The sequence below is a fragment of the Pseudomonas sp. LBUM1653 genome (genome assembly GCF_059716115.1).
Genome location: NZ_CP166803.1, coordinates 5,873,658 through 5,890,893, shown reverse-complemented (window position 1 = coordinate 5,890,893; position 17,236 = coordinate 5,873,658). Strand labels below are relative to the sequence as shown.

General features: G+C 60.7%; 15 protein-coding genes. 6 read left to right on the top strand and 9 right to left on the bottom strand.

Features of this window, described 5'->3' with window-relative positions; translation table 11 throughout:
- Nucleotides 1–232: 232 nt before the first annotated feature.
- The 3 genes from ACA054_RS26565 to ACA054_RS26555 all read right to left on the bottom strand — a co-directional run bounded on the left by ACA054_RS26565 (nucleotide 233) and on the right by ACA054_RS26555 (nucleotide 3,515).
- Nucleotides 233–988 (bottom strand): DeoR/GlpR family transcriptional regulator, encoded by a 756-nt coding sequence (locus ACA054_RS26565; protein ID WP_497636422.1) that lies wholly within the window; start codon nucleotides 986–988, stop codon nucleotides 233–235.
- A gap of 95 nt (nucleotides 989–1,083) precedes the next feature.
- Entirely contained in the window at nucleotides 1,084–2,589 is a 1,506-nt protein-coding gene (gene glpK / locus ACA054_RS26560) for a glycerol kinase GlpK (protein ID WP_497686877.1), read from the bottom strand.
- A gap of 74 nt (nucleotides 2,590–2,663) precedes the next feature.
- The gene (locus tag ACA054_RS26555) at nucleotides 2,664–3,515 is read right to left on the bottom strand and encodes an MIP/aquaporin family protein (protein ID WP_497686876.1); all 852 of its coding nucleotides are present in this window, start codon (nucleotides 3,513–3,515) and stop codon (nucleotides 2,664–2,666) included.
- A 349-nt stretch (nucleotides 3,516–3,864) separates the two neighbouring features.
- Here ACA054_RS26555 and ybaK point away from each other — a divergent pair, with 349 nt between their 5' ends.
- Nucleotides 3,865–4,335, top strand: a complete 471-nt coding sequence (gene ybaK / locus ACA054_RS26550; RefSeq protein ID WP_497686875.1) for a Cys-tRNA(Pro) deacylase — start codon at nucleotides 3,865–3,867, stop codon at nucleotides 4,333–4,335.
- 114 nt (nucleotides 4,336–4,449) lie between these two features.
- On the opposite strand, the gene ACA054_RS26545 is transcribed toward ybaK, so the two are convergent.
- Together ACA054_RS26545 and argF are read right to left on the bottom strand one after the other, a co-directional pair.
- On the bottom strand, nucleotides 4,450–5,559 hold the full coding sequence (locus ACA054_RS26545) for an ABC transporter ATP-binding protein (protein WP_497686874.1): 1,110 nt from the start codon (nucleotides 5,557–5,559) through the stop codon (nucleotides 4,450–4,452).
- A complete protein-coding gene (argF, locus tag ACA054_RS26540) occupies nucleotides 5,556–6,476 on the bottom strand; it encodes an ornithine carbamoyltransferase (RefSeq protein WP_497686873.1) in 921 nt (306 codons plus the stop codon). Before argF ends, ACA054_RS26545 begins: the two co-directional genes overlap by 4 nt.
- A 404-nt stretch (nucleotides 6,477–6,880) precedes the next feature.
- On the opposite strand from argF, the gene plzR reads away from it, so the two are divergent.
- The 5 genes from plzR (at nucleotide 6,881) to ACA054_RS26515 (ending at nucleotide 12,089) form a co-directional block, all read left to right on the top strand.
- The gene (gene plzR / locus ACA054_RS26535) at nucleotides 6,881–7,171 is read left to right on the top strand and encodes a PlzR type 4 pili assembly inhibitor (RefSeq protein WP_497686872.1); all 291 of its coding nucleotides are present in this window, start codon (nucleotides 6,881–6,883) and stop codon (nucleotides 7,169–7,171) included.
- Between the two features lie 134 nt (nucleotides 7,172–7,305).
- Entirely contained in the window at nucleotides 7,306–9,411 is a 2,106-nt protein-coding gene (locus ACA054_RS26530; RefSeq protein ID WP_497686871.1) for a molybdopterin oxidoreductase family protein, read from the top strand.
- A 97-nt stretch (nucleotides 9,412–9,508) separates the two neighbouring features.
- The gene (grxD, locus tag ACA054_RS26525) at nucleotides 9,509–9,850 is read left to right on the top strand and encodes a Grx4 family monothiol glutaredoxin (RefSeq protein WP_497686870.1); all 342 of its coding nucleotides are present in this window, start codon (nucleotides 9,509–9,511) and stop codon (nucleotides 9,848–9,850) included.
- Nucleotides 9,851–10,132: 282 nt separating this feature from the next.
- Nucleotides 10,133–10,792, top strand: coding sequence for a FadR/GntR family transcriptional regulator (locus ACA054_RS26520; protein WP_497636414.1), 660 nt, complete (start codon nucleotides 10,133–10,135; stop codon nucleotides 10,790–10,792).
- Complete coding sequence (locus tag ACA054_RS26515; RefSeq protein ID WP_497686869.1) at nucleotides 10,782–12,089, top strand: CynX/NimT family MFS transporter; 1,308 nt, start codon at nucleotides 10,782–10,784, stop codon at nucleotides 12,087–12,089. The genes ACA054_RS26520 and ACA054_RS26515 overlap by 11 nt, the downstream gene beginning before the upstream one ends.
- Nucleotide 12,090: 1 nt before the next feature.
- Here ACA054_RS26515 and ACA054_RS26510 read toward each other — a convergent pair whose 3' ends face one another.
- The 4 genes from ACA054_RS26510 to ACA054_RS26495 form a co-directional block, all read right to left on the bottom strand.
- Nucleotides 12,091–12,741, bottom strand: a complete 651-nt coding sequence (locus ACA054_RS26510) for a DUF1120 domain-containing protein (RefSeq protein WP_497686868.1) — start codon at nucleotides 12,739–12,741, stop codon at nucleotides 12,091–12,093.
- 79 nt (nucleotides 12,742–12,820) lie between these two features.
- A complete protein-coding gene (locus tag ACA054_RS26505; RefSeq protein ID WP_497686867.1) occupies nucleotides 12,821–13,447 on the bottom strand; it encodes a DUF1120 domain-containing protein in 627 nt (208 codons plus the stop codon).
- A gap of 83 nt (nucleotides 13,448–13,530) precedes the next feature.
- A complete protein-coding gene (locus tag ACA054_RS26500) occupies nucleotides 13,531–14,673 on the bottom strand; it encodes a DUF1120 domain-containing protein (RefSeq protein WP_497690376.1) in 1,143 nt (380 codons plus the stop codon).
- A gap of 11 nt (nucleotides 14,674–14,684) precedes the next feature.
- Entirely contained in the window at nucleotides 14,685–17,153 is a 2,469-nt protein-coding gene (locus tag ACA054_RS26495) for a fimbria/pilus outer membrane usher protein (RefSeq protein ID WP_497686866.1), read from the bottom strand.
- Nucleotides 17,154–17,236: the final 83 nt, after the last annotated feature.

Genomic DNA, 17,236 nt, shown 5'->3' with positions numbered 1-17,236 from the left:
CGATTGAAAAAACTCATCGAAGGGCAGGGAAAGGAAAATATTCGAACATTACGTGGGCGAGCGGAGGACTTTGTGGCGAGGGGATTTCTGTGGCGAGGGGATTTATCCCCGTTGGGCTGCGAAGCAGCCCCAGCATTTCAATGTCAAACCGCATGCAATGGTTTGACGACTGCTGCGCAGCCGAACGGGGATAAATCCCCTCGCCACAGAAATCCCTCACCACAATGGGGGGTTAAACGACTTCCAGCCGAATCTTGTGCTGATTCAACAACTGCGCCAGCGCCGGCACCGGCTGCTGGTCGGTGACCAGGCAATCGATCAGGCTGATCGGCCCCAGGCGGATCATGGCGTTGCGCCCGAACTTGCTGGAGTCGGCGGCGAGAATCACCTTGCGCGCGTTGGCGATGATCGCCTGGGATACCCGCACTTCCTGATAATCGAAATCCAGCAGGCTGCCGTCTTCATCGATGCCGCTGATGCCGACCAGGGCAAAGTCGACCTTGAACTGGTTGATGAAATCGACGCTGGCCTGCCCGACCACGCCACCGTCACGCCGCACATTGCCTCCGGTCAGCAGAACGTCGAAGTCGTCCTTGGCACTGAGCATCGAGGCCACATGCAGGTTGTTGGTGATGATCTTCAGGTGATTGTGATTGAGCAGGGCGCGGGCAATCGACTCGGTGGTCGTACCGATATTGATGAACAGCGAGGCGTGGTCGGGGATCTGCGCGGCAATGGCTTCGCCGATGCGCTGTTTCTCGTCGCGCATCTGATCGGCGCGCATGGCGTAGGCGGTGTTTTCAACACTGGAATCGTAAGCCGCGCCACCGTGGTAGCGGCGCAACAGATTGGCTTCCGCCAGTTGATTGATGTCGCGGCGGATGGTCTGCGGAGTAACAACGAACAGCGTGGCCATTTCCTCGATGCTGACATAACCGCGTTCGCGGACCAGTTCGAGGATTTGCTGCTGACGGGGAGGCAGATTCATGGGGCGTCCTTTGGGCTGCCGTGCAAAATTTGCCCATGATGCCGCAGGAATCTGCTCCCTACCAGTTACATCCCGATACGAGCCCTCAGCCTGGCTTATTCAGCCCCTTCGTGTGGCTCCCAATCGCGTGTGCGGCTGACGGCTTTTTTCCAGCCGGCGTAGAGTTTTTCTTTCGCCGCTTCATCGAGTGTCGGTTCGAACTGGCGCTCGATCACCGCCTTGCCGCGCAACTCGTCCAGGCTGCCCCAGAAGCCGCAGGCCAGGCCCGCCAGGTAAGCGGCGCCCAGTGCCGTGGTTTCGCGCATTTGCGGGCGCTCGACCTGGGTGCCGAGAATGTCGGCCTGGAATTGCATCAGGAAGTTGTTCGCCACTGCACCGCCGTCCACGCGCAGGGCTTTCAGGCGTTCGCCAGCATCCTGCTGCATGGCGTCGAGCACGTCGCGGGTCTGGTAGGCAATCGACTCCAGCGCAGCGCGAATGATGTGATCGACGCGCACACCACGGGTCAGGCCGAACAGCGCGCCTCGCGCGTACGGATCCCAGTACGGCGCGCCCAGGCCGGTGAAGGCCGGCACCAGGTACACGCCGTTGCTGTCCTTGACCTTATTGGCGAAGTATTCGGTGTCGTGGGCATCGTTGATGATCTTCAACTCGTCGCGCAGCCACTGCACGGTGGAGCCGCCGTTGAACACCGCGCCTTCCAGCGCGTAAGCGACTTCGCCACGTGGGCCGCAAGCGATAGTCGTGAGCATGCCGTGGTTGGACTTCACGGCTTTGTCTCCGGTGTTCATCAGCAGGAAACAACCGGTGCCGTAAGTGTTTTTCGCTTGGCCGGCTTCGACGCACATTTGACCGAACAGGGCGGCCTGCTGATCACCAGCGATACCACCGATGGCGATGCCGCTTTTGGTGTGGCCGTAGATTTCCGACGACGACTTCACCTGCGGCAGCATTTCCCGCGGGATGTCCAGCAACTCCAGCATCTTCGCATCCCACTCCAGGGTGTGGATGTTGAAGAGCATTGTGCGGGAGGCGTTGGTGTAGTCGGTGACGTGCACCTTGCCGCCAGTAAATTTCCAGATCAGCCAACTGTCGACGGTGCCGAACAGCAGCTCACCGTTGCGCGCGCGTTCCCGGCTGCCTTCGACGTTGTCGAGAATCCACTTGAGCTTGGTGCCGGAGAAGTACGGGTCGGTGACCAGTCCCGTGGTTTCGCTGATGTATTGCTCGTGGCCATCGCGCTTGAGCTGCTGGCAGATCTCGGTGCTGCGCCGGCATTGCCAGACGATCGCGTTGTAGATCGGGCGGCCGGTGTTCTTGTCCCAGACTACGGTGGTTTCACGCTGGTTGGTGATGCCGATGGCCGCGACCTGATCGTGATGCAGGCCGGCTTGCGCCAAGGCTTCGACCATCACCGCGCTTTGGGTGGCGAAGATTTCCATCGGGTCATGTTCGACCCAGCCGGCTTGCGGATAATGCTGCGCGAACTCGCGCTGGGCGGTGCAGACCACATTGGCGTCGCGGTCGAAAATGATCGCGCGGGAGCTGGTCGTACCCTGATCGAGGGCAATGATGTAGTTCTTGTTCTGAGTGTCGGTCATGTCGATTGCCTTGGACGAAATAGGGAATGAAGTCTGGCGCGCGAGCAAACGGGCAGGGTCGCGCGCCAACGGTATCAAGAAGTTCTGGGCTTGCCGTCGATGCCAGGTAGTGCATCCTTTGTAGCAGGTGCGGCGCCAGGCAGGTGACGGGCAATCAAGCCGCGGTAGGCGGCAGCACCCAGGCAGGCACCGACAATCGGTGCAAAAACCGGAATCAGGAAGTACGGAATAGCGCGGCCGCCAGTGAAGGAAATTTCACCCCAGCCCGCGAAGAAAGTCATCAGTTTAGGCCCGAAGTCTCGTGCCGGGTTCATCGCAAAACCGGTCAGCGGTCCCATCGAACTGCCAATCACTGCAATCAGCAAGCCGATCAAGATGGGCGCCAGCGGGCCATTGGGCAGGCCATTGTTATCGTCGGTCAGCGACATGATCACGCCCATCAGGATCGCGGTGATGATCACTTCGACCAGGAACGCCTGGGCCGTGGACAGGCTTGGGTTGGGGAAGGTGGAGAACACCGAGGCCAATTCAAGGCTGGCTGCACTGCCGCGAACCATTTGGTGAGTTTGTTCGAAATCGAAGAATAGATTGCTGTACAGCGTGTACACCAGCAAGGCCCCGCAAAAGGCGCCAGCCACCTGCGCGATGATATAGAAAGGCAGTTTGCGCTTTTCGAAGTCGGCAAAAATGCTCAACGCGATACTGACGGCAGGGTTCAGATGAGCGCCGGAAACCCCGGCGGTCAAGTAGATCGCCATGCTTACGCCGACACCCCAGATAATGCTGATTTCCCAGAGGCCAAAGCTGGCACCCGCGACCTTGAGCGCGGCAACGCAGCCCGTACCAAAGAAGATTAGCAGTGCAGTGCCCAGGAACTCGGCCATGCATTGGCTCGACAGCGACGATTGTTGTAAAGCAGTAGTCATTGAAACCTCATTTTTTTTCTTGTCTGACGCATCCATTGCATCATGGTCAAAGCGCGGTTTTCACTGAGGCAGGATCCCCGTCCTGTCCCCGGTTTACAGCTGGGCACTGCGGTAAGATATTTCATACAGTTTCACAAACGAAAAAATATAGACAAGAAACGCTGCTGTCAAAGGTCGAAAGTGAACCGTCGGTCACAAATAATCTATTAGTTGTGTGAATGATCGCGCCGGTGAGTGGGCGGATTCGGATCGCGCGCTTTTTGCAACGGTGCGGCGATAGAGCCTTTTGTGGACCAATGTCCTAGAATCCGGCGCAGGATTTTTCTACTGCCACCAGTCTGGAGCTGTCATGACACCCGCATTGGATTTGCTGAAAAAGGTTCGGGCCGAACACCGTGTGCACAGTTATGAACATGACCCGAAAGCTGCGTCCTATGGCTTGGAAGCCGCGGAGAAGCTCGGACTGGACCCGGCGCAAGTGTTCAAGACCTTGCTGGCGGCCAGTGAAAAAGGCGAGTTGCTGGTGGCGGTGGTGCCGGTTGGCGGGAGCCTGGATCTGAAGGCCTTGGCCCAGGCGGCCAAGGTGAAGAAAGTCGAAATGGCCGACCCAGCGGCGGCCCAACGCTCCACCGGTTATCTGTTGGGCGGTATCAGCCCGTTGGGGCAGAAAAAGCGCTTGCGGACCTTTATCGACAATTCGGCCCAGCCGTTTGCGAGCATTTTTGTCAGCGCGGGACGGCGGGGCCTTGAAGTCGAATTAGCCCCCGCCGTGCTGGCCGAACATACCCAGGCAACATTCGCCGATATTGGCCGCGCCTGAACTGTAGGAGCGAGCCTGCTCGCGATGGTCGCTAACGATAACGCTGGCAACCTGACACCCCGTGGTGTTCCCGGGCTCATCGCGAGCAGGCTCGCTCCTACAGGGATTGGTTGATCAGTGCGCGGTGCTGTGGCGCCGGACGCCTGAATCAACGGTTGGAATCTGCGCCGCCATGCTACCGGATGCCTGGAACAGCACCAGATGTTCCGCCGCAACACGAATGCCGACTTCTGCGCCGATCAGATGGTCGACATGGCTCGGGAAGATCGATTCCAGTTGTGCGCCGGTCAGCATTTGCAGGCGATAAAGCGTCGAAGCGCCCTGGAAAGACTTGCCGACGATCCGCGCTTTCAATGCACTGTCTGGCGCATAAACGATATCGTCCGGACGCAGCAGTACATCCACCGCACCACCGACCGGCCAGGTGTAGGCACGGTTGCCGCGCAATTCTCCAAGCTCCGTCTGCACCGACTCCGGGCTGCTCAGCTGGCCGCGAATGAAGTAACCCTGACCGATGAAGCTGGCCACATAGGGTGTCAGCGGTTCGTGATAGAGGTTGTAGGGCGTATCCCATTGCTCAAGCCGGCCTTCCTTGAAAACGCCGACGTGATCGCTGACCGCGAAGGCTTCTTCCTGGTCGTGCGTCACCAGAATTGCACTGGTGCCGCGGGCCTTGAGAATGTCGCGCACCTCGTGGCTGAGTTTGCGGCGTAATTCACCGTCGAGGTTGGAGAACGGTTCGTCCAGCAGCAGCAATTGCGGTTCCGGCGCCAGGGCGCGAGCCAGGGCGACCCGTTGCTGCTGGCCGCCGGAGAGCTCGTGGGGGTAACGCTTGCCGAGGTTTTTCAGGTTGACCAGTTCGAGCAATTCTTCGGTGACGCGTTCCTTGTTCGGATGCTTGCGAATGCCGAAGGCGATGTTGTCGGCCACGCTCAAATGCGGAAACAGGGCGTAATCCTGGAACACCATGCCGATGCGACGTTTCTCGGGCGCGAGGGTGAAACCGGCACTGGAGATGGTCTCGCCAGCCAGCTGGATGTCACCTTCGTGCACCGGTTCGAAGCCGGCAATGGCGCGCAGGGTGGTGGTCTTGCCGCAGCCTGAGGAGCCCAGCAGGCAACCGATGTCACCGGCGTTCAAGTGCAGGTTGAGGTTTTGCACCACGCGCTGGTCTTGATAGCCGCAGGCGAGGTTGCGCAGGTTAAGCAGTAATGGCTGGCTCATGCGTGATGGTACGAAGGCGGGACGAGAAACTCGAGCAGGGCCTTTTGTGCGTGAAGCCGGTTTTCAGCCTGGTCCCACGCCACCGAGCGCGGGTCGTCGAGCAGGTCGAGACTGATCTCTTCGCCGCGGTGGGCCGGCAGGCAATGCATGAACAGCACGTCCGGGGCGGCCAGGTCGAGCAGAGCACGGTTGACCTGGTACGGGGCAAATAGCTGAAGGCGCTTGGCAGTTTCTTCTTCCTGGCCCATGGAGGTCCAGACATCGGTGCTCACCAGATGCGCACCGCGCACGGCGTCCTGCGGATCACGGACGATGGTCACCCGGTCGCCGGCCTTGGCCACGAATTCGGGATTGGGTTCGTAACCTTCCGGGCAGGCGATGCGCAACTGGAAGTCGAACTGGATCGCCGCTTCTATATAGCTGTTGCACATGTTGTTGCCGTCACCGATCCAGGCCACGGTCTTGCCCTGGATGGAGCCACGGTGTTCGAGGAACGTCTGCATGTCGGCCAGCAACTGGCACGGGTGCAGGTCGTCGGACAAGCCGTTGATTACCGGCACGCGAGAGTTGGCGGCGAATTCGGTCAGGTTGCTGTGGGCAAAGGTGCGGATCATCACGGCGTCGAGCATGCTCGACATGACGATCGCACAGTCGCCGATCGGCTCGCCACGGCCCAGCTGGGTATCGCGAGGCGAAAGGAAGATCGCCTGGCCACCGAGCTGGATCATGCCGGCTTCGAAGGAAATTCGGGTGCGGGTCGAGGACTTTTCGAAAATCATCCCGAGCACGCGGTTTTTCAAAGGCTCGAACAGTACGCCGCGGTTACGCAGGTCTTTGAGCTCAACGCCGCGACGGATCACGCTGACCAGCTCTTGGGGCGTGCAATCCATCAGGGAGAGAAAGTGCCTTGCGCTCATCATTGACTACCTTTTTGCTACAAACCGCAGATGCTCAAAGCCTTGTTTAACGGAACAACGGGCGAGACCTGCGGCGTAAGCCGCACGGGGCGACGAAATAGGGGAAGGCGCGATCTTATAATTAAATGTCGCGTCTTACCAATAGGGCTACGGTTTTTAGGGGATTTCAGAGGGGCTATGGGGTGACCGCGATAGCGCTTTTGAAGCCTGTTTCCTGACTGCAGCCAAGCATTTGTACACCGGCGCCGTGGAGCTTGGCAATCCAGTGGGGCGGGGATAGCGCGCAGGCAGTCGGTTTCTGACGTGGTGCGTGGCCTTGGAACTGAGCGCAGTCGATCTGAAATATTTGCGAATGCAAAGTGCTGGGTTATAAATAAATCACGAGTGACGCAGGAAGCCCGGCGATGGAATCGAAAGAACAGCAGCTAATGGAATTGCTCGGCCTCACGGCCCGCTCGCTGACTCACCTGACCGCCTCCATGACGTCGATGTCTTTCGAACTGCTGCGCAGCGACGACCAGGTCACGCGGGACGCAGGACGGCGCATGATCGACCGCATGGCCACCATCAGTGCCGGGCTTGACGAACACTGGCGTCTAATAGGCGAGCTGACCGGTGTGCACGTCGCCCATGAGCAGATAGAAACCATCCAGGAAATCCAGTTGCAGGCGCCGCCGAGGTTGCCCTCGAGCTGATCGTCGGCGGTTATCGGCAGGCCTGATGGCCACCGATTCACAAGACGAACGTCGCTGGCGCGGTGGCGGGGCAGGCGCCATAGTTTTGTTCCCGCGGTCGCTTTTGCCCGCCCAGAACAAGACAGAGACTGGCCATGACCAAGACTCTCCATCACCGTGCGTGCCATTTGTGTGAAGCCATCTGCGGCCTGACCATCGAAACCACTGAGCTCGAAGGCAACCTGCAGATCACCTCGATCAAGGGCGACCCCCAGGACACCTTCAGCCGTGGGCACATCTGCCCCAAGGCGGTTGCCCTGCAAGACATTCAGAGCGATCCGGATCGCCTGCATCGACCGATGCTGCGGGTGGGCAGCCAATGGCAACCGATTGAGTGGGACGCCGCCTTCGACCTGGTCGCCGAGCGCCTGGCGGGCATCCAGGCGCGCCACGGGCAAAACGCGGTAGCGGTTTATCAGGGCAATCCCAGCGTGCACAACTATGGGTTGATGACCCACAGCAATTACTTTCTGGGCTTGCTGAAAACCCGCAACCGGTTTTCCGCTACGTCCGTCGACCAGTTGCCCCATCACCTGACCAGTCACTTGATGTACGGCCACGGCTTGCTGCTGCCGATACCGGATATCGATCACACCGACTTCATGTTGATCCTGGGCGGCAATCCGCTGGCTTCCAACGGCAGCATCATGACCGTGCCGGATGTGGAAAAGCGCTTGAAGGCGATCCAGGCCCGGGGCGGCAAAGTGGTGGTGGTCGATCCGCGTCGCAGCGAAACGGCGGCGATCGCCGACCAGCATCTGTTCGTGCGCCCCGGTGGCGATGCGGCGTTGCTGTTCGGGCTGCTCAATACCTTGTTCGCTGAAGGCTTGACCCGCGACAGCCATTTGCCGGTAGACGGCCTGGATGACGTGCGCGAAGCCACCGCAACGTTCAGCGCCGAGGCCATGAGCCCGCTGTGCGCGGTGCCGGCCGAGCAGATCCGCCAGTTGGCGCGGGACTTCGCCGCAGCGCCGAGCGCGGTTTGCTACGGCCGCATGGGTGTTTCGACCCAGGCGTTCGGCACGCTGTGCCATTGGCTGGTGCAGTTGATCAACCTGGTCACCGGCAACCTCGACTGCGTCGGCGGCGCGTTGTGCACAGAACCGGCCGTCGACCTGGTGGCTTCGACGTCGGGCGGGCATTTCAATTTGTGGCAGAGCCGGGTGTCCGGGCGCCCTGAGTACGGCGGTGAACTGCCGGTGTCGGCTTTGGCGGAGGAAATGCTCACCGAAGGCGAAGGGCAGGTCCGCGCGTTGATCACCGTGGCGGGCAACCCGGTGCTGTCCACGCCCAATGGCCGCCGGCTGGAGCAGGCGCTGGACGGCCTGGAGTTCATGGTCAGTGTCGACCTGTATATCAACGAAACCACGCGATATGCCGACCTGATCCTGCCGTCGACCTCGGCGCTGGAAAACGATCATTACGACACCACCTTCAATATGTTTGCGGTGCGCAACGTCAGCCGCTTCAATCGCGCCATCCTGCCCAAGCCTGAAGGTGCATTGCACGACTGGGAGATTTTTGTCGGGTTGGCCAAGGCGTTCGCGGCGAAGACCGGCAAGGAGTTGAAGCCCACCATCGCCCCGGCGCAGATGATCGACCGCGGTTTGCGCATGGGGCTATACGGCGACGCTTCGGCGCACAAATTGTCGCTGGCGACCCTGTTCGATCATCCCCATGGGGTTGACCTGGGAGCATTGAAATCCAACCTGGCGCCCCGTCTGAAAACCGCCAATCAGCGAATCCAGGCTGCCCCCGCCGCCATCCTCGCCGACCTGGTACGCTTCGCGGCATTGCAGGCGCCGACCACCGATGAGTTGTTGATGATCGGCCGGCGACATGTGCGCAGTAACAACTCGTGGATGCATAACTATCACCGTCTGGTGAAGGGCAAGCCACGTCACCAGTTGTTGATGCACCCGGATGATCTGGCCAGTCGCGGGTTAAGCGACGGGCAGAAGGTGCGGGTCAGTTCGCGGGTCGGGGTCATCGAAGTGGAAGTGTTGGCCAGCCTGGATATGATGAAAGGTGTAGTCAGCCTTCCGCACGGTTGGGGCCATGCGCGACCGGGGGTGAAAATGACTATCGCCAGTGGCCAGCCGGGCTCCAGCGCCAATGACCTGACGGACGAGTGTCAGCTTGACGAATTGTCGGGTAATGCGGCGTTGAACGGCGTTCCTGTGACGGTCGCAGCGGCCTGATCGCATCTGACGGAGAGACCGAGCAGGGCGCTCGGCTTTCCGTTACAATGCGCCACCGTGCCGACCCATGAGTCGGAAAGTTCAGCCGAGGTGCTCCATGGATATCATCGAAACGATTAAAGAGCAGATTGCCAACAACACCATTCTGCTTTACATGAAAGGCTCGCCGAACGCCCCGCAGTGTGGCTTCTCCGCGAAAGCCGCGCAGGCCGTGATGGCGTGTGGCGAAAAATTTGCGTACGTGGATATCCTGCAGAACCCGGAAATCCGCGCCAACCTGCCAAAATACGCCAACTGGCCAACCTTCCCGCAACTGTGGGTAGCTGGTGAGCTGGTCGGCGGTAGCGACATCATGACTGAAATGTCCGCTGACGGTTCGTTGCAGGCCCTGGTCAAGGATGCGGCTGCCAAAGCTGCGGCAGCCAAGACCGAAGCCTGATACTCGGGCATCAAGAAGGCCCTTCACGGCAAACCGTGAAGGGCCTTTTTTTCGCCTGCCCATTTGCAAATTGTAGGAGCGAGCATGCTCCGGGCGGCGTTCCGACGATGGACCTGAGAACCCAGCGGGGCGTCAGGCTCCCAGCGTAATCGTTAACGTCCATCGCGAGCAGGCTCGCTCCCACAGGGGATCGCGATTCCCTCTGAGAAGGTTGTTCTCTCGCACCGACCTGACTAATATGTCAGAAAATTCATCCTATGATTGGATGACAGGGCGAATCCTATGTCAGAAATTTCTCCATTGATTAAGCGTTCCCTGGTCGATCAGGCCTTGGAGCAGTTGCGCCTGCGCATCAATCAGGGCGTCTGGGCGGTGGGCCAGCGCTTGCCAACCGAGCCCGAGCTGTCTGCAGAGCTGGGCATCAGCCGCAACACAGTGCGCGAAGCCATGCGTGTGTTGGCGTTTTCCGGGTTGATCGAGATTCGTCAGGGCGATGGCAGTTATCTGCGTGCCGTGGTCGATCCGTTGGACACCATGAAGGCCTTGACTCGTTGCTCCCAGGAGCAGGCCCGTGAAACCCGGCACATCCTCGAAGTCGAGGCCATCGGCCTGGCTGCATTGCGCCGCACCGAGGAAGACCTGGTGGCCTTGCGTGAGGCATTGGGTGTCAGCGGTAGCCACTATCACGGCGATCTCGACACCTATATCGCTTGCGACCTGGTGTTCCACCGCCGTCTTGTGGACGCCGCGCACAACCCGACCCTCAGCGAGCTGTATCGCTATTTCTCCAGCGTAGTCGGCGCGCAATTGCGCCACTGCCTGAACATCACACCCCGGCGCCAGGAAGTCTTCGACCTGCACGTCGAACTGCTCGATGCCGTGGAGCAACGCGACCCGGAGCGGGCCAAAGCCCTGTCGAGGCAGTTGATCAATGAACCTTGAAACCGAGAGAACCATGTCCAGCCAGCCAACCGATCTCACCTCACCCAAGCGCACGGCAGAACTGGAAGAGCTGCTGATCGACGCCGAGGCCGATGACGATCAGGTCCAGCAAACCCAGCCAATCCTGGGTCGACCGTGGCTGTTGCTGCTGGGCCTGATTCTGGTGGCGCTGAACCTGCGCCCGGCACTGTCGAGCATGGCGCCGATGCTGAGCGAGGTGTCGAAAAACCTGGGTCTGTCAGCGTCACAGGCCGGGTTGCTGACCACGTTGCCGGTGCTGTGCCTGGGCCTGTTCGCCCCGCTGGCACCGGTTCTGGCGCGTCGTTTCGGTGCGGAGCGGGTGGTGTTGGGCATTCTCCTGACGCTGGCGGGCGGGATCATCCTGCGCAGTTCCTTTGGCGAGATCGGCCTGTTCGCCGGCAGCGTTTTGGCGGGCGCCAGCATCGGTGTGATCGGTGTGTTACTGCCGGGCATCGTCAAGCGCGACTTCGCCAAACACGCCGGAACCATGACCGGTGTCTACACCATGGCCCTGTGCCTGGGCGCGGCCATGGCGGCGGGCGCCACGGTGCCGTTGAGCGAACACTGGGACAAAAGCTGGGCGCTGGGGCTCGGGTTCTGGGTGATTCCAGCCTTGATCGCGGCGATTTTCTGGCTACCGCAAGTCGGGCAGAAACACGGCGCGCACAACGTTGCCTATCGCGTCCGGGGATTGCTGCGCGACCCGTTGGCCTGGCAAGTCACCTTGTACATGGGCCTGCAATCGTCCCTGGCCTACATCGTGTTCGGCTGGTTGCCGTCGATCATGATCGGTCGTGGCCTGACCGCAACCCAGGCCGGCCTGGTGTTGTCGGGTTCGGTCATCATCCAGTTGGCCAGCTCTCTGGCGGCGCCGTGGCTGGCGACGCGCGGAAAGGATCAGCGTCTGGCCATTGTGATTGTCATGGTGCTGACCCTCGGCGGTTTGTTTGGTTGTTTGTATGCTCCGATCGAAGGCCTTTGGGGCTGGGCGATTCTGTTGGGGCTGGGGCAGGGAGGGACGTTCAGCCTGGCATTGACCTTGATCGTATTGCGCTCGCGCGATTCCCACGTGGCGGCGAACCTGTCGAGCATGGCCCAGGGTTTCGGTTACACCCTGGCATCCATGGGACCGTTCGCAGTCGGCATCGTGCACGACTGGACCGGCGGCTGGACCGCCGTGGGCTGGATCTTCGGCGTGATCGGCCTCGGTGCAATCATTGCCGGCCTCGGTGCCGGGCGTTCGCTGTACGTTCAGGTGGTCAGCGAGAAGGTCTGAACTACAAGTAAACAACCTCCAGTGTCGCCGCGCCGTCGAGTTGCACCTCGGCGCTGAGGTCCAGCTCGGAGGTGGGCGAGATGACGGTTTCGACAGTCACTCGGCTCGTCAGGTTCTGGATAGCAATCGGGCCGGCGCTGCTGCCGGCCACGTCGGTAAACCCCAGGTAACTTCTGGCGCCAATTGCAATCGAACGGCTGCTCGATGAGCTCCAGGCCAAGCCGCCTGTGGTGGAGTCGGTTCTGAAGACTTGCGGCAGATCGTCCACCACAGTGCTGGCTGGCTCGAAGTGCAGCGAATACAGGCCGATTTTGTTGTTGCTGCGGTCGAGGTTCAGGCCGTAATAAATCTCGCTGTTGACGATGGCCGAGCCGTCGCGGTTGTCACGCATGAGCAGGGCGAAACGTGTGGGGGCATTGCACTGGATGCCTAGGTCTAGCGTCTGGTCGCGCAGTCGCGTTCGATTGTCGACGCTCAGGTTCTGCCGGGGGATTTTTCCGAAATCGACGAGGCCGCTGTTGGACAGGCTCGGCGTGCAGGCTAGCGGGGTGATGGTTCCTTTTACGCTCAGGTCCGTCGACGAGGCGGCGAATGTGAGTGGCGAAGTCGTGACGATGAACGCCATCGTCAGAGCATGGGCGATTGTTTTCATGGGGCAGGGTTTCGCTATGGAGGGTCAGCGGAATCAATCCTTGCCCGAAGCATGACCCCGGGCAAGGGTGGCTACGGTGTTACAGGTAGTCGACTTCCAGGGTGATGGAACCGTCGATAGCGACTTCGTCAGTCAGGTCCAGGCCGTCGGCGCGGGCAATCGCGGTGGATACTTCAAGGTCCATCGTCACGTCCTTGACGGCTATCGGGGTGGTTGTGTCGCTAACGGAACCGACCGAGAGCAGGGGATACTCAGGATCCATCCACTTGTTCGGTATCCACGTTGCGCCGCCATCGTAAGAGGCCAGGGTCGATGCCGGGACGCCGTTTGCCAATGGATTCACCATTCTTATGAAAAACCCCCCGAGCTTTTGATTGCCATTGATGAAGCCCAGACCGTATGTGCTGGTGCTTATCGACGTGCCAGGCCGGTTATCGATGGCGCGTAGTTTGAAAGGCTGCTCAGCATCGCAGTTGATCGAAAATTGCAGCGTCTCTTTTGGCAGATTTGTATTGCGGTCCAGATTTAGATCCTTTGCCGAAGTCTTTCCATGATCAATGACGCCACCGTTGGACAGGGTCGGCGTGCAAGCACCTGGCGTGATAGTGCCGGTGACGGTCAGATCAGTACTGGACGCTGCCAGCGCATAAGGCGTAATGCTGATCAGCGTGGTGGCGGAGAGTGCTACAAAGTATTTTTTAATCATTTTTTACTCACTTCTACGGTTGTTGTCCTGACGGCCCCGAGGTGCTCGAACGCGCCCCGGATTCAGCAGGATCGGGTTGGGTGTTACAGGTAAACAATCTCGATCGTCCCAGCGCCATCGAGGTCGATGGCGCTGCTCAAATCCAGATTGTTGGTGGGGGCGATGACGGCATCGACGGTTACGGTGGTGCTGAGGTTCTGGATCAGCGCCGGGCCGGCGTTGCTACCGGGGCTGTCGGTAAAGCCCAGGTAACTGGTTTTGCCAATGGGGATCGGATTGGCGCTGGCGGTGCTCCAGGCCACGCCGTTGGTGGTGGAGTCGGTTCGATAGAGACGGGCGAAGCCGTCGGCACTGGCGTCGGCCGGGTCGACGTTCAATGAATACAGGCCGATCTTGTTCTGGCGGCTGTCAGCTCCCAGGCCGTAGTAAATGTCGCTGGTGATCGAGGCTGAGCCTGAGCGGTTGTCTTGCATGATCAGGGCGAATGAAGTGGGCGCGTCGCAAGCAACCCTCAGGCTCAGGGACTTGGGCGGCAGGCGCGTGCTCTTATCGGCGTTGAGCTGGTTTTTCGACAGGGTGCCGAAGTCGACCACGCCGCCGTTGGACAGCATGGGTTCGCAGGCTGCCGGGGCGAATCGGGCGCGCAAGGTTGCCTCTTGGGTGCGTCCGGCAGCGACGGCATCGAACACACCGGAAGTCTCCCAGGTGACCGCGTCACGCACCTGCATTCCTTGCTCTTGAACCCAGGCGCTCAGCTCAAGCTGTGCCGAGAAACGGCGGCCCTGTAACGACGCGCCGGCTTGCATGGGAACAACACCATGCCCCGGTCGCCAGATCAGGTTGGCCGCCGTTTCCCTGGGGGGCTGGCCGGCACCGGCAATCAATCCGATATCGACGGATTTGCCATCGAGTACCGCGTCACGGATACGTACCTGATAACTGCCGCGTTCGGCAAAGCGAAAACGCTCAGCCGTCGCAGCCGTGGCTCGATAAAACAGGTGCATGTCGATGGGCTGTGGACAACTCAGGTTCAGGCGTAGCTGACGTTCACCCAAGTTTCGCTCTGGTGCAGAATCGGGACGAATCGCCCGGTTCATCAACCCGTAATCGAGCACGGGCTGGCTCAGGTTGAACTGGCAGTTATCAGCGGACGCCTCGGCAAGCGAGGGGAGTGCGCTCAGCGCCATCGGAGCGAGGGGCAGCAGCCAATATCGGGACAGGTTCATTGCATTCATGTTCAGAGCGCTCGGCACTTGGCGGGGACGGTTTCGTAATACGCGTTGATGTCGGCATCGGCCGGCAGTTCGAAACGCAGTTCGCAGCGATCCAGCCCCGGCGCGCTTATCCACAACGAACGGGCGTCGAGGACGTTGGGCAAAAACACCAGGCCGCCGTCCTGTACCAGGGTGACGAACTCGCCATCCTCGGTATTCACAGTCGCGCCACGCGGCAGTGGCGCACCGTTGGCGCTGGTGACTTTGAGCAAGGCGCGACGGGTCATGCTGATGCCGAACTCGACGTTGTCGACGGCACCGCGTCCAGCGGAAATCACCGCCAGCCCGTTGTGAATGTCGGCGTTGCGCGGCAGGGTTTTGGTGTCGACTTCCACTGGGCTGCGACCATAAGCCGCCACTTGCGGGACCACCGCCTGACCTCGCCAGTCAGTCCAGACCGGACCGCTGGGCGTCGTCACTTTGATCGCACCCATTTCGCCCACCGAGAGCAGGGCAAAGGTGTCGCTCACTGGATAAGGCGACAGCGTCACGCCACCGCTGTGCAGCACCGCGCCGCCACGGGCGCTGGCCTGATAGCTGGAGCGCTCGGCGTCGGAACGGCTGTAGTTCAGGTCCAGTTGGCTGTAGCGCGGCAACAGCGAAACACCGGCCGTGGACTGCACCTGTTTGTCCCGTGTGTCATGTTCGACGCCGACCCGGTACGCCAGTTGATCGCTGACCTGTTCACTCAGGCCAACGCCGCTGCGGTATTCGCCACCGGCGTTGCGCACCCAGGTGCGTGCCCGGCGGTTCTCGCCCAAGGGAAAGCTGAGGTTCAGGTAAATGCTGTCATCGCTGCGATTGGCGCCGCTGACTTGCCATTCGGCCGTTGCCGAGACAGAAACCCCGCCGATGTAAGTGCCCCAGGAGGCCAGGGCGCGGCTGTTGCTTTGCCCGTCGAATGAGCTGGATCGACTGAAGCCCCCGCTGAAGGCGCCCAGCCACGGATGGGACCATGACAGGGCTGCGCTTTGCTGGTCGCGATAACGGGACTTACTGTCGCCTGCGGTGTTGTCGAACACCGCGTCTTCCAGTTCACGGTAGCCAAGGGTTCGGTAGGAACTGCCGACATTGAACGCCCACTGCTCGCTTAATCGGTGCGATACGTTCAGGTCTGCCTGAAGTCCTTGACTGGCTTGTCGGCCACCGGCGTCGGCGCCGGTCAGCGTGGCTTGAACCTGGGTGACAGGGGAGGGCAGCAGCCCGACGCTGGCCCCGGCCGCGCGATAATCGGCGGCGCCGGTCAGGCCTGCACTGAGCAACACTTGCGGGGTGAGCGCACCGCTCCAGCCGCCACTGATCACCCAGGGATCGCCACCCTGTTCATCGCCGATACTGCGTACCTGGCCGGCCGCCAGCGAATAGCCGGGGGCTGGCAAACCTATGCCGAGCATCGTGGCAGGTATGGTAAAGCTGCGCTCGCTGCCATCGGTTTCCTTGACGGTGACTTCTACGTCGGAGCGAGTGTTGAGTCGTCGTACGTTGGTCAGGGCAAACGGCCCGGCGGGCACTACCGTGGAATAGATCAACGAACCGTTCTGCCGAACCTCGACCTGAGCCTGACTGTTGGCGATACCTTCGATGACCGCGCTCTGTCCTTCGATCTGCAGCGCTTGCTCATTCAGCACTTGCACGCCGGTGATCTGCGCACCGGCCAGGACCGGGTTGTACAGATTGATCTGACCCGCCTGCAGCACCGCCTCATGACTGGCAAAGGTGCGTTGGGCGTAGGCCGCGATATGGGTCGTGCGGGAAACATTGTCCTGCCAGGTCTGTACCTGACGGCTGCGCACGATCCAGTCGCCGGCATTGAAGCCGAGTTCGGTGTTGGCCGAGGCATAGCGACTCGACTGGTCGCCAAAACGACTGTGCAGGCCAGTGACGTCGTAATTGAGCAGACCGGCGACACCACCGGTTTGATAACCGGTGAAATCCCGGGCCGTGGGGCGTATCGCGTCGGTAGGCACGACCAGTGCCAGGGCAAGGCTCGCCGGATCCGGTTCAATCACGGTCTGCGGTGAGGTGCCGAGGAAGTCGTGACACGGGCCATCGTCCAGCATGCGGGTGGGCACAGTCAGGTTGGCCGCATCGAGTAACGGGCGATCGAAGCACAACGCGCCTTCGCGATTGAACGTAACGTCGACCCGGCCATGGCGCTGGCCGTTGACCGTGAGGGTGACCGGGTGCCTTCCGGCGGCGAATCGCGGCGCTTGCATCAGCAACGTCGCGAGTGCCGGATCGATACCGCGCTGCTGCAACGTGTCTTTGTCGAACGACGCCGGTATCAAAACATCACTGCAGACGTCGGGCACCATCAGCGCGCTGGTCAACAGCAACGCCACCGTGGTTCGCCGCCGCAACAGGTGAGGGCGAGCGCTGGCACGATTCACGGGCACGGCTTCGCCATCACGGTAAATTGATACTGTGTTCATCGGGTTCACTTGGGTTATGTCGGCGTGCCGGCCCATTCGCTATGGCTCAGACACGCCTGGGGCGACGGCTGAAGTGCCGTCGC